This is a genomic window from Methylobacterium aquaticum (genome assembly GCF_016804325.1).
In the GTDB taxonomy this organism is placed as follows: domain Bacteria; phylum Pseudomonadota; class Alphaproteobacteria; order Rhizobiales; family Beijerinckiaceae; genus Methylobacterium; species Methylobacterium aquaticum_C.
The window spans coordinates 6,295,961-6,308,433 of record NZ_CP043627.1; the positions used below are offsets into that span (position 1 = coordinate 6,295,961).

At 70.2% G+C, this 12,473-nt stretch carries 8 protein-coding genes and 1 pseudogene; 3 read left to right on the forward strand and 6 right to left on the reverse strand.

Translation table 11 applies throughout. The annotated features are described in order from the left end of the window. The first annotated feature begins 19 nt into the window (after positions 1-19). Positions 20-2,245, forward strand: a complete 2,226-nt coding sequence (locus F1D61_RS29030; protein ID WP_203155516.1) for a xanthine dehydrogenase family protein molybdopterin-binding subunit — start codon at positions 20-22, stop codon at positions 2,243-2,245. A gap of 193 nt (positions 2,246-2,438) precedes the next feature. Here the strand turns inward: F1D61_RS29030 and glgX are convergent. After that, positions 2,439-4,543 (reverse strand): annotated as a pseudogene (glgX, locus tag F1D61_RS29035) (glycogen debranching protein GlgX). A gap of 90 nt (positions 4,544-4,633) precedes the next feature. Next, positions 4,634-5,656, reverse strand: a complete 1,023-nt coding sequence (gene dusA / locus F1D61_RS29040) for a tRNA dihydrouridine(20/20a) synthase DusA (protein ID WP_203155517.1) — start codon at positions 5,654-5,656, stop codon at positions 4,634-4,636. A gap of 139 nt (positions 5,657-5,795) precedes the next feature. Between dusA and F1D61_RS29045 the strand changes: the two genes are divergently transcribed. Further along, entirely contained in the window at positions 5,796-5,939 is a 144-nt protein-coding gene (locus F1D61_RS29045) for a hypothetical protein (protein ID WP_203155518.1), read from the forward strand. Between the two features lie 198 nt (positions 5,940-6,137). On the opposite strand, the gene F1D61_RS29050 is transcribed toward F1D61_RS29045, so the two are convergent. From F1D61_RS29050 to F1D61_RS29065, 4 genes are all read right to left on the reverse strand, one after another. Beyond that, positions 6,138-6,656, reverse strand: a complete 519-nt coding sequence (locus F1D61_RS29050; protein ID WP_203155519.1) for an acyl-CoA thioesterase — start codon at positions 6,654-6,656, stop codon at positions 6,138-6,140. A 51-nt stretch (positions 6,657-6,707) separates the two neighbouring features. After that, on the reverse strand, positions 6,708-7,535 hold the full coding sequence (locus F1D61_RS29055) for an aldo/keto reductase (protein WP_203155520.1): 828 nt from the start codon (positions 7,533-7,535) through the stop codon (positions 6,708-6,710). Between the two features lie 310 nt (positions 7,536-7,845). Beyond that, on the reverse strand, positions 7,846-9,072 hold the full coding sequence (locus F1D61_RS29060; RefSeq protein ID WP_203155521.1) for an ABC transporter substrate-binding protein: 1,227 nt from the start codon (positions 9,070-9,072) through the stop codon (positions 7,846-7,848). A gap of 495 nt (positions 9,073-9,567) precedes the next feature. After that, positions 9,568-10,710, reverse strand: a complete 1,143-nt coding sequence (locus F1D61_RS29065; RefSeq protein ID WP_432443185.1) for a patatin-like phospholipase family protein — start codon at positions 10,708-10,710, stop codon at positions 9,568-9,570. Positions 10,711-11,040: 330 nt separating this feature from the next. Between F1D61_RS29065 and ispG the strand changes: the two genes are divergently transcribed. Beyond that, complete coding sequence (ispG, locus tag F1D61_RS29070; protein ID WP_203155523.1) at positions 11,041-12,366, forward strand: flavodoxin-dependent (E)-4-hydroxy-3-methylbut-2-enyl-diphosphate synthase; 1,326 nt, start codon at positions 11,041-11,043, stop codon at positions 12,364-12,366. Positions 12,367-12,473: the final 107 nt, after the last annotated feature.

The window sequence follows — 12,473 nt, forward strand, 5'->3', positions numbered from 1 at the left end:
CCCGAATCGGAGAACAGCCATGGACATGAGCCAGCCGATCGGCGTCACGCCCCTCGACACGCATCCCGACGGCCCGGTGGGCCAGCCGATCGACCGGGTCGACGGCCCGCTCAAGGTCGCCGGCCGCGCTCCTTACGCCTACGAGAGCCGGGAGATGCAGAATCCCGGTTACGGCTTCGTCGTCACGGCGACGATCGCGAAGGGTCGCATCCGCGAGATCGACACGGCCGCCGCCGAGCGGATGCCGGGCGTCGTCCACGTGCTGACCCACCGCAACGTGCCGCCGCAGGGCGAGAAGAAGGAGCAGGTCGGCCCGCTGCTGACCGGCACCGAGATCAGGCATCAAGGCCAGCCGGTCGCGCTGGTGGTGGCCGAGAGTTTCGAGGAGGCCCGCGCCGCGGCGGCCGCCATCCGGGTGACTTACGACGAGCAGGCCGGATCTTACGTCCTCGCCGATGCGCTCCAGGCGGCGAAGAAGCCCGAGAAGGCGCGGACGCCGCCGGATTCGTCCCTCGGCGATTTCGAGGCCGGCTTCGCCGCGGCCCCGGTCAGGATCGATGCGCGCTACACCACCCCGGTGCAGAGCCACGCGATGATGGAGCCGCACGCCACGATCGCGGCCTGGGAGGGCGACAAGGTCACGCTGATCACCGCCAACCAGATGCCGAATCGCGGCCAGGACGCGCTGGCCTCGGTGTTCAAGCTACCGAAGGACAATGTCCGGCTGATCAGCCGCTTCGTCGGCGGCGGCTTCGGCGGCAAGCTCCAGCCGCAGGCCGACGCGATCCTGGCGGCGCTGGCCTCGAAGAACCTCGACGGCCGGCCGGTGAAGGTCGCGCTCACCCGCCAGCAGGTCTTCACCACGACGACGCGGCGCTCCGGCACGGTGCAGCGGGTCCGCCTCGGCGCCGACCGGGACGGCAAGCTCACGGCCATCGCCCACGAATCCTGGTCCGACACCGCCCCCGGCGACAGCTTCTTCGAGACCTCGGCCAACGTCACCCGCTCGCTCTACGCGGCGCCGAACCGCCTGACGGCGCATCGCCTGGCCAACCTCAACCTGCTGCCCGCCTCCTCGATGCGGGCGCCGGGCGAGGCGGTCGGGATGCTGGCCTTCGAATGCGCCATGGACGAACTGGCCGAGGCCCTGGCCCTCGATCCGATCGAGCTGCGCATCCGCAACGAGCCGGCGCAGGACCCGGAAAAGCACGTCCCGTTCTCGACCCGCCAGCTCGTGCCCTGCCTGAAGGAGGGCGCGCGCCGCTTCGGCTGGGACGCGCGCAACCCCAAGCCCGCTTCGGTGCGCGACGGCCAGTGGATGGTCGGCACCGGCGTCGCGGCGGCGGCCCGGCTCAACCCGCTCCAGCCGGCCAAGGCCCGGGTGCGCCTCGCCCCCGACGGGACGCTCACCGCCCGCATGGCGATGACCGATATCGGCACCGGCACCTACACGATCCTGAGCCAGATCGCCGCCGAGATGCTGGGCGTGAAGGTCTCGGAGGTGCGGATGATCCTCGGCGACACCGCCGATCCGATGTCGTCGGGCTCCGGCGGATCGTTCGGCGCCGCCTCGTCGGGTTCGGCGCTCTACATGGCCTGCGAGGATCTGCGCCGGCAGCTCCTGGCGAAGACCGACCTGAACCCCGACAACGCCGTCTTCGCGGATAACCGGATCACCTCGGGCAACCGCACGGCCTCGTTGCGCGACCTGATCGGGCCGGGTCTCGAGGCCGAGGGCGAGATCAAGCCTGGCGAGAACGAGAAGAAGTTCTCGCAGTATTCCTACGGCGCGCATTTCGCCGAGGTCGGGGTCGATGCGGATACCGGCGAGATCCGGCTGCGGCGGATGCTCGGCGTGTTCACCGGCGGGCGCATCCTCAACCCCAAGACCGCCCGCTCGCAGGCGATCGGCGGCATGGTGTTCGGCGTCGGCGCCGCGCTGATGGAGGCGATCGAGGTCGATCCGCGCACCGGCAGCTTCGTCAACCACGACCTCGCCGAGTACCACGTGCCGGTCCATGCCGACCTGCCGGAGATCGACGCGGTGTTCCTGCCCGAGCTCGACGACAAGGCGAACCCGCTGAAGAGCAAGGGCCTGGGGGAACTCGGCATCTGCGGCGCCGGGGCGGCGGTGGCGAATGCGGTCTACAACGCGACGGGCATTCGCATCCGGGATTATCCGCTGACCTTGGACAAGATCCTGGAGGGGTTCGTCGCGAAGGAGACGGGGCAGCGGCGGGCGTAATACCAACGGTTGTTGGAAACGACCTTTGGTTCCGTTCTCGAATTTTTGTCAAGCCTCTGGCTTGGCATAGAAAATTCAAGATGGCTCAATGGCCCGATGCGTCAGCATCTTGGGCCATTGGTATAAGACGACGAACTCTTATCCCCCTCGGCGCAGGACCGTCCGGGCCAAGGCGTGGCGCGCCTGCTCGGTATCACGCCGCCCCACCCTTCGCCCCGCGGGTGGTCCGCGCCAGCACCAGGAGCGCGCGCTCCGACAGACGCACCATCCCGCCGGCGCGCACCGCCTCCCGGGCGACCGGCCGTCCATCCGGCACCGTCGTGTCGAAGAGCGGCGTCCACGGCCCGCCGATGACCTTGGCGAGCTGGAAGTCGATCGGCGCCTCGCCCGCATTGGCGAGGATCAGCAGGCGGCGCCCGTCGGGCGCATCGTTGCCGATCTGCATGCCGAAGGCGCGGCGCTCGGCCTCGCCCCAGGCGGCGGCATCCATCTCGGCGCCGCAGGGCGAGAGCCAGTGCACGTCCTTGAGGCCGCCCGCCGCCACGGTCTCGCCGGTGAGGAATTTCCGGCGCCGCAAAGCCCGGTGGTCGCGGCGTAGCGCCAGGAGATGGCGCACGAACTCGGTGAGCGCGGGGTCGCCGCCGTCATTCTCCCAATCGACCCAGGAGGTGGCGTTGTCCTGGCAATAGGCGTTGTTGTTGCCGCCCTGGCTGCGCGAGCGCTCGTCGCCCATCAGCAGCATCGGCACGCCCTGCGCCAGCAGGATCGTGGCGAGCAGGTTGCGCTTCTGGCGCGCCCGCACGCCCAGGATCGCCGGATCGTCGGTCGGCCCTCGACGCCGTAATGGCGCGAGACGTTGTGGCCGTGGCCGTCGCGGTTGCCCTCGCCGTTGGCCTCGTTGTGCTTCTCCTCGTAGGCGACGACGTCGGCGAGCGTGTAGCCGTCATGCGAGGCGATGAAGTTGATGCTGGCCGACGGCCCCCGGCCCGACGCGGAAAAGATCTCCTTGGAGCCGGTGAGCCCCTGGGTCAGCTTCGGCAACTGGCCGGAATCACCCCGCCAGAAGCCGCGGGCGGCGTCGCGGAACTGGTCGTTCCAGTCGCTCCAGCCGACGGGGAAGCCGCCGAGCTGGTAGCCGCCCATGCCGATGTCCCACGGCTCGGCGATGAGCTTGACCCGGGACAGGACCGGGTCCTGCGCCATCGCCTGGAGCACGGCAGCCCGGGGGGTGAAGTCGTGCGGCGCGCGGGCGAGGCTCGAGGCGAGATCGAACCGGAACCCGTCGATCCGGTACGCCTCGACCCAGTGGCGCAAGGAATCGAGCACCATCTGCATCACCCGCGGCACGGCCACGTCGAGGGTGTTGCCGCAGCCCGTGCAGTCGACGTCGCGGCGCGGATCCTCGGGGTTCAGCTTGTAGTAGCTGGCATTGTCGATGCCGCGGAACGACAGGCTCGGCCCGGTATGGTCGCCCTCGCAGGTGTGGTTGTAGACCACGTCGACCAGCACCTCGATGCCGGCGGCGTGGAGCTGGCGGATCGCGCTCTTCAAGCCCGCGGCGCCCGCCGGCCCGAGATAGCGCGGCTCGGGCGAGAAATAGTTGAGCGGCGAGTAGCCCCAGAAGTTGGTCAGGTCCTTCTCGACCAGGAAGCGGTCGTCGACGAAGGCCTGGATCGGCAGCAATTCGATCGCCGTGACGCCGAGGCGCACGAGGTGATCGACGATCGCCGGGTGGCCCAGCGCCGCGTAGGACCCGCGCCAGGGCAAGGGCACGCCCGGATGGGTCTGGGTCAGGGCCCGGACATGCGCCTCGTAGATCACGCTGTCGACGAGGGGATGGCGCAGGGGCGGATCGTCGTGGACGGGGGCCTCCGGCGCAGTGACCACGCCCTTCGGCATCATCGGGGCGCTGTCGCGCCGGTCGAGGGCGTCCTCGCGGTGGCCGCCGCGGCGATAGGGATAGAGCGCGTCGTGCCAGCGCACCCGGCCGTGGATCTCGCGGGCGTACGGATCGAGGAGGAGCTTGTGCGGGTTGAAGCGGTGGCCGCGCCCCGGCTCCCAGGGCCCGTGGACCCGGTAGCCGTAGAGCTGGCCCGGCAGCACGCCCGAGAGATAGCCGTGCCAGACGTCGTCGGTGCGGCGCGACAGGCGGACCACGTCGGTCTGCACCCGTCCCGTGGGGTCGAACAGGCAGAGGTCCACCGCCGTCGCGTGGGCGGAGAACAGCGCGAAATTGACCCCGCGCCCGTCGAAATGGGCGCCGAGCGGGCCCGCGGCGCCGTCATCGAGTGCGATCATCCGGTCCGTCATTCCCTCGGGCACAGGCGTTCGGAACCGGACCATGCCCGCAGGCCGGCCGGCTGCCAAGCTGGAGCCTGGCCTCGATCCTCAGGCGGCCGCGTCCGCGAGCTCCCGGGAGACGAATGCCACCGCCTCCCGCAGGGTGTGCAGGCCGGCATCCGGCCGGGTGCCGGCGACCGAGAGGTGGCGGCGATACGGCCGCGCCCCGGGCCGGCCGTTGAACAGGCCGAGCATGTGCCGGGTCATGGCGTGCAGGCGCAGGCCCTCTTCGAGCCGCCTCGCGATGTAGGGCTCGTAGGCTTCGATCGCCGCGAACGGATCGGCCACCGGCGCCGGCGCGCCGAACAGGTCGGGATCGACGCCGATGAGCAGGGACGGCTCGGCATAGGCCGCGCGGCCGAGCATCACCCCGTCGAGGGCGATGCCGTCCGCCGGATCGAGCTCGGCCTTGGCGGTCGCGAGGTCCTGCAAGCCGCCGTTGAGGGCGACCGGAAGATCGGGATTCGCGGCCTTCAATCGGTGGACCCGGCCGTAATCGAGGGGCGGGATGTCCCGGTTCTCCTTCGGCGACAGGCCCTTGAGCCAGGCCTTGCGGGCATGCACGATCAGCGCGTCGACGCCGGCCGCCCGGACCGACGCGGTCAGCGCGTCGAGCGCGGCGTCCGGATCCTGGTCGTCGACGCCGATGCGGCACTTCACCGTCACCGGCACCGAGACCGCCGCCTTCATGGCGGCGACGCAGTCGCCGACGAGGGCCGGCTCGCGCATCAGGCAGGCGCCGAAGCGCCCGTCCTGCACCCGGTCCGAGGGGCAGCCGACATTGAGGTTCACCTCGCGGTAGCCGAACTCCTCAGCGATGCGCGCGGCGGACGCGAGGTCGGCGGGATCCGACCCGCCGAGCTGGATCGCCACCGGATGCTCGCCCGCATCGAACCCGATCAGCCGCTCCCGCGGCCCGTGCAGCACCGCGCCTGTCGTCACCATCTCGGTGTAGAGGAGCGCGCGGGCCGAGAGGGTGCGGTGGAACGCCCGGCAGTGGCGGTCGGTCCAGTCCATCATCGGTGCGATCGAAAAGCGCCAAGGACTGAAACCGCTCGTTTTTTCAACCATGGCAGCCACCTGATGCGACCCTCGCGCTATCCGACTTGAAGGCGTTTCCGGCGTTTTGAGCCGGTTTGTTGTCGAAAGTACAGCAATCCGGCACGTCGCGGACCCATGCTGTACCGCGCGTGCGGGCATCGCGGGAACCATGGTCGAGCGCAAGCGCAAGGACGGATCCATCGGGTACCACGCTCAGGTGGCGATCAGGCAGGCCGGCGCCACCCACCGCGAGACGACGATGTCCGGTCGCCAAGGCGGCGGCCAACTCGCGGATCGCGAAGCGGGAGCGTGAACGGTCCGCGCCCGGGGCTTTGCCGGGCAAGCGGACAGAGGAGGGCTGCCTCTCCGTTCAGGAGACACAGCAAGCGGAGGCGCAAGCCGGAGCGAGGGCGAGGGCGAGGGGTCTCGACGAGTGGGGCTCCTCCGGCCCCCTCCAGCCTCGCGGCGAACCTGCGGTTCGCCGCGAGGGCTTCCTGGGCCCCGTCGGACCTCAGGCCTCTCCCCGCCCGCGGGGAGAGGGGGAGCCGGCGCCGTTTTCGGTCTCCGGACGGCCGAGCGGTGCCAGCGGCTCCAGCACCCGCCGCAGCGCCTCGGGCAGCGGCACCGGACGCTGCGTCGCGCGGTCGACATAGACGTGGACGAAGTGGCCTTGCGCCGCGGCGTCCGCGTCGTCGTTGCGAAACAGCCCGACCTCGTAGCGCACGCTCGAATTGCCGCGATGCGCGACCCGAATTCCGGCGGTGACCCGGTCGGGAAACGCCATCGAGCGGAAGTAGCGGCAACCGGTCTCGACCACGAGGCCGATCACCGGGCTGTTCGCAATGTCGAGGGCCCCGTCGGCGATCAGCACGCTGTTCACCGCCGTGTCGAAGAAGGCGTAATAGACCACGTTGTTGACGTGGCCGTAGACGTCGTTGTCGGCCCAGCGGGTGGTGATCGGCACGAAGCGCCGGTAGGCGGCGCGGGTCTCGGGGGGCGTGCGGCCGCTCACGGGATGCCTCTTCGACATTCGGGGGAGCGGCCAGCGTAAGCCCGCCCGGCTCCCGCGATCAAGCCGCGGTCACGCGCCAAACGTGTCCGGATCGGGCCCCATCCGCCCGGCCGGATCGTCGAGGGCGCCGAGGCGGGCGCGATCGTCGGCATCGAGGGCAAAATCCCCGATCTCCCGGTTCTCGCGGATGCGGGACGGCGTCGCCGATTTGGGGATCGCCACGACGCCGTTCTGCAGGTGCCAGCGCAGGACGATCTGGGCCGGGCTGCGGCCGTGCTTCCCGGCGATGGCCCGGATGGCGGGATCGTCGAGCACGTCGCCGCGGCCGAGCGGCGCCCAGGCCTCGGTCACGATGGCGGCCTCGGCGTGGAAGGCGCGCAACGCGGTCTGCTGGAAGCGCGGATGCAGCTCGACCTGATTGACCGAGGGCGTCGAGCCGGTGGCGTCGATCACGCGCGTCAGGTGCTCGACCGTGAAGTTGCAGACGCCGATCGAGCGGGCGCGGCCATCCTCGCGCAGGCGCATCAGGGCGCGCCAGGTGTCCACATACGCATCGCGCTGCGGCACCGGCCAGTGGACGAGGTAGAGATCGACATGGTCGAGGCCGAGACGACTCAAGGATTCGTCGCAGGCCCGCAGGGTCTCGTCGAAGCCGTGGCGGTCGTTCCAGACCTTGGTGGCGACGAAGATCTCGTCCCGCTTCAGCCCGGACGCCGCGATGGCGCGGCCGATGCCGGCCTCGTTGCCGTACATCGCCGCGGTGTCGATCGAGCGGTAGCCCGCCTCGAAGGCGGCCCCGACGATCGCCGGGGCCTCCTCGTCGGAGAGCCGCCACACCCCGAAGCCGAGCTGGGGGATGCGCTTCCCGTCGTTGAGGGTCAGGACGGCGTCGGACATGGGCGGGACTTTCGGCAGGGCCTGACAGGAGCGCGAACTCATGATCTGGGTCGGAGCCCCGCCGATGTCGAGGTTCTTGAAGCAGCGCCCGATCGTGCAGCGACAAGGGACAAAACAGGGCCGTTAACGCGCGGCTCCGACCCCTCCTACCCGCGGCCTCATCCTGAGGTGGAGGGTGGGAAGATCCGATGCCGCGGATCGACCGTCCAGCATGTCGCATGGCGCCGCAATCGGTCGCTGCTCCAAGTCTTCGATTTCCAGCACTCTCGTCCGACGAACCGGTCTCCACTTCGTCGGACGAGGCTCCCGGCTACTTCACCAGCGGGCAGCCACCTTCGGCCATCGGCCGGAACGCCTGGTCGCCCGGCACGGTCGAGATCAGCTTGTAGTAATCGTACGGGCCCTTGCTGTCGGCCGGCGCCTTGACCTCGAACAGGAACAGGTCGTGGACGGCGCGGCCGTCCTGGCGCACGGTCACGGCGCCGAAGAGCGGATCGTCGATCGGCTTCTCGCGCATCGCCGCCACCACCTTCTCGCCCTCGATCGTGCCGGTGTCGCGCACCGCCTTCAGGTAGGCGAGCGTCGAGGAATAGACGCCGGCATGGTTCTCGGTCGGCATGCGGCCGTTCATGCGCTCGGCAAAGCGCTTGGCGAAGGCGCGGGTGCCGTCGGTGCGGTCCCAGTAGAAGGCGCTGGCGAGCTGGAGCCCCTGCGCCGCCTTGAGGCCGAGCGCATGGATGTCGGAAAGCTGCACGAACAGGGCGGCGAGCCGCATCTCGGGCATCACCCCGAACTCCGCCGCCTGCTTGACGGCGTTGATCATGTCGGCGCCGGTATCGGCGAGCGCCAGGACCTGGGCGCCCGAGCCTTGCGCCGAGAGCAGCGGCGAGGCGAAGTCGCCGGCATTGAGCGGGTGCTTGCTCGACCCCTTCACGCTGCCGCCGGCCGCCTTCAGCGCCACGGTGGCATCGCGCTCGAGGGCGTGGCCCAGCGCGTAATCGACGGTGACGAAGTACCACGACTTGAGGCCGCGGCCGGCGATGGCCCGCGCGGTGGCCGACCCTTGGGCCCAGGTATCCGAGACCCACTGCACGGTCGTCGGCGCGCAGGCCTTGCCGGTGAGGTCGGAGGTCAGCGCGCTGGAGGCCAGGGCGACCCGGTGGCGCTCGCGCATCAGGTTGGAGACCGCCAGTGCCACGGCCGAGTTCGGCAGGTCGACGATGGTCGAGACGCCGTCCTGGTCGAGCCAGCGCCGGGCGGTGGCGAGACCGATATCGGGCTTGTTCTGGTGATCGGCCGAGACGACCTCGACCTTCAGCTCGCCGGCCTCCTTGGCGAAATCCTCGACGGCGAGCTGGGCCGCGACCACCGATCCGGTGCCCGCCTGGTCGGCGAAGGGCCCGCTCATGTCGCTGAGCACCCCGATCTTGATCGGCGCCTTGGTGTCCTGCGCCAGCGCAGGCGGGCTCAGGGCCGGCGACAGGGCCAGCGACAAGGCCAAGCCGGCGGCGCCGGCGACCGTTGAGCGGAACGACATCGGGGGGACCTCCCAGGGTGTTTTTGTCAGATCTTGTCAGCGGCCCGGATCGGCCGGCTCGCGGCCTTGTATGTCAGGGGTGCGGGGCGGCGTCGATGCGGGACCGCGCGGCGTGGTTGAGAAAGCTGGGGGCCTCTCTCCGCGGGCGGCAGGGCTGTTCTGGGACAAGACTGGCGCGGGTTTTCCCCCTTCCCCCCTCTGCGGGTAAGCGAAGTCACACATCTCGGTCCGATGCCTCCCCAATCAAAGGTAGCGCGCTCCTCCCCCCTTGTGGGGAGGAGCTGGAGGTAGGGGTGGTGCAGGAGGCACCGTGTCGCTCTACGCGGCACCACCCCCACCCCTAGCCCCTCCCCACAAGGGGGAGGGGAAAGCGCGTACGTTTTCAGAGAGTTACTTCTCAAAGAAGTCGTGTGACTCCGCTGGCCCGGTGAGGGGGAGGGGTTCACCCGGGCCATCCCTTTCCATCAAAAACACGCACCCGACAGGCCGCCGCCCTCAGGTATACATCGCCTTCAGGTCCAGGGTGCTCTCCCGACCGATCGCGTCGTAGTTCTGCGCGAGCCACGCCTTGGCGGCCTCGCGGCCGGCGTCGCGCAGATGGAGCAGGAACGGCCACTGCGCCCGCAGCCGCGAGGAGGCCGAGGCGTCGTCGAGGGCGCCGCCGCTGCCGTCGATGCGGTGGAGGAGCACCGGCTTGTAGGCGTTCGAGCGCCCGAGCACGCCCTCCTCGATCAGGCCGTCGATGAAGTCGATCGCCCGCAATTCCCGCATCAGGTTGCCGTTGAACGTGATCTCGTTGAGGCGGTCGCGGATCTCGGACGGGCTGCGGGGGGTCTCGCGGCGCTCGACCGGGTTGATCTGGACGAGCAGGATGTCGGGGGACCGGGAGCCTTGATAGAGCGGATAGAGCGGCGGGTTGCCGAGATAGCCGCCGTCCCAATGCGGCACGCCGTCGATCTCCACCGCCTGGAACACCGTCGGCAGGCAGGCCGAGGCCATCAGGTGATCGATCGTCAGGTCCGGCCGCTCGAACACCGCCATCTTGCCGGTCCAGACGTTGGTGGCCGAGATGAACAGGTCGGCCGGACCATCCCGGCGCACGGCCTCGAAATCGACCGTGTCGGCCAGCGCCCGCTTCAGCGGATTGATGTTGAGCGGGTTGGCCATGTACGGGCTGGCGACAGCGTTCCAGAACGCCCCGACCGGAGTCGCCTTCCAGAAGCTCAGCACCCCGTCGACGACGTTCTGCTGCGCCCGCGGCAGGTCGGCATCGAGGCTGACCTCGCGCCAGAACGCCTCCAGGCGCTCGCGCGCCCCGTCGGGGCCGCCGCGCAGCCAGCCATCGACCATCACGACGGCGTTCATCGCGCCGGCGCTCGCCCCGGTCATCGCCTCGAAGGCGAGGCGGCCATCCTCGATCAGGGCGTCGAGCACGCCCCAGGTGAAGGCGCCGTGGGCGCCGCCGCCCTGGAGCGCCAGGGCGATCGGCTTCTCGGCCCGGGGGCCGGCGAGGCCGCGGCCGAGAGGACCCGAGGCGGCATGCGGGCCGGAGGCCGTGTGGCCGGGGGGCTCGGGAGACGCGTCGGGGATCGTCGCCCCGCCGGACTCAGCTTGCTGGGGTAGGATCATGTCGGTCATGCCGGGGATGTGGTGTGCTGCACTGCAAAAGCAAATGGTGCGCCGCAACGTCGCGCCGGACGGCACAGCGTCATGCGCTTGACGCCGGCACGCGTCACCATCAGCTAAGACGACGCGGTCGCGACGGGGTTCCGGGTCAGGGGTACGGCAAGGATGTCGCGGCATTCCGGGCCGCGTCCCGCGCCCGGCCGGCGCGAGGCCGTTGATCGGACCGGGGTTTCTCGGCACGAACGAAGCGATTTCCACCGCGCCCGGAAATGCTCTAGACGGTTGTCACGCCGCGACTGATGCGACCCCAAAGACTCTAGCGAACGACCCCGAAGGTATCCGATGGAAGCCATGGAAGCCCTCGCCGCGACCGCCCCGGCGGACGCCGCTCCCGAGATCGCCGGCCCGAGCCCCCGGCACCGCACCGTCGGCGTCCGGATCGGCGAGGGCGAGGGCGCGGTGGTGATGGGCGGCGGCGCCCCCATCGTCGTGCAGTCGATGACCAACACCGACACCGCCGACATCGACGCCACGGTGGCGCAGGTGGCCGCCCTCGCCCGGGCCGGCTCCGAGGTCGTGCGCATCACCGTCGACCGCGACGAGGCCGCGTCGGCCGTGCCGAAGATCCGCGAGCGCCTGGACCGCATCGGCGTCCACGTGCCGCTGGTCGGCGACTTCCACTATATCGGCCACAAGCTCCTGACCGACCATCCGGCCTGCGCCGAGGCGCTGGCCAAGTACCGGATCAACCCGGGCAATGTCGGCTTCAAGGAGAAGAAGGACCTGCAGTTCGGCACCATCGTCGAGCAGGCGGCCCGCTACGGCAAGGCGGTGCGGATCGGCGCCAACTGGGGCTCCCTCGACGAGGCGCTCCTCACCCACATGATGGACGAGAACGCCAACTCGGCGCGTCCGCGCGACGCCCGCGCGGTGATGCGCGAGGCGATGGTGCAGTCCGCCCTGCTCTCCGCCGACCGGGCGGTGGAGATCGGCCTGCCCAAGGAGCGCATCGTGCTCTCGGCCAAGGTCTCGGCGGTGCAGGACCTGATCGCGGTCTACCGCGAGGTGGCGCGCCGCTCCGACTACGCCATCCATCTCGGCCTGACCGAGGCCGGCATGGGCACCAAGGGCATCGTGGCGGCCTCCGCGGCGATCGGCGTGCTGCTCCAGGAAGGCATCGGCGACACGATCCGCTACTCGCTCACCCCGGAGCCCGGCGGCGACCGCACCGTCGAGGTGAAGGTGGCCCAGGAACTGCTCCAGACGATGGGCTTCCGCACCTTCGTGCCGCTCGTCGCCGCCTGCCCGGGCTGCGGCCGCACCACCTCCACGGTGTTCCAGGAGCTCGCCCGCGACATCCAGAACTGGATCACCACCTCGATGCCGGAATGGCGCAAGACCTATCCGGGCGTGGAAGGCCTCAACGTCGCCGTGATGGGCTGCATCGTCAACGGCCCGGGCGAGTCGAAGCACGCCGATATCGGCATCTCGCTGCCCGGCACCGGCGAGACCCCGACCGCCCCGGTCTTCATCGACGGCAAGAAGGCGATGACCCTGCGCGGCGCGACGCTGGCCAAGGATTTCGAGGGCATCGTCATCGACTACATCGAGCGCCGCTTCGGCCAAGGCACCAAGGACGGATTGGGCCGCCGCAGCGCCGCAGAGTAAAGCACACCAGCAGGGCCGGTTGCCGGCGGGGCAGGCGGGGACCGCCTTGCGCCCCTCCGGGCCCGTGCTACAATCCTGCCACAATCAGGCCCGGCGGACGCGCCGGG

Bases quoted from the DNA above. Each gene is read 5' to 3' on its own strand.
- F1D61_RS29030 (WP_203155516.1), top strand. From the start codon at position 20: ATGGACATGAGCCAGCCGATCGGCGTCACGCCCCTCGACACGCATCCC.
- dusA (WP_203155517.1), bottom strand. From the start codon at position 5,656: ATGGTTGAAAAAACGAGCGGTTTCAGTCCTTGGCGCTTTTCGATCGCA.
- F1D61_RS29045 (WP_203155518.1), top strand. From the start codon at position 5,796: ATGGTCGAGCGCAAGCGCAAGGACGGATCCATCGGGTACCACGCTCAG.
- F1D61_RS29050 (WP_203155519.1), bottom strand. From the start codon at position 6,656: ATGTCGAAGAGGCATCCCGTGAGCGGCCGCACGCCCCCCGAGACCCGC.
- F1D61_RS29055 (WP_203155520.1), bottom strand. From the start codon at position 7,535: ATGTCCGACGCCGTCCTGACCCTCAACGACGGGAAGCGCATCCCCCAG.
- F1D61_RS29060 (WP_203155521.1), bottom strand. From the start codon at position 9,072: ATGTCGTTCCGCTCAACGGTCGCCGGCGCCGCCGGCTTGGCCTTGTCG.
- F1D61_RS29065 (WP_432443185.1), bottom strand. From the start codon at position 10,710: ATGACCGACATGATCCTACCCCAGCAAGCTGAGTCCGGCGGGGCGACG.
- ispG (WP_203155523.1), top strand. From the start codon at position 11,041: ATGGAAGCCATGGAAGCCCTCGCCGCGACCGCCCCGGCGGACGCCGCT.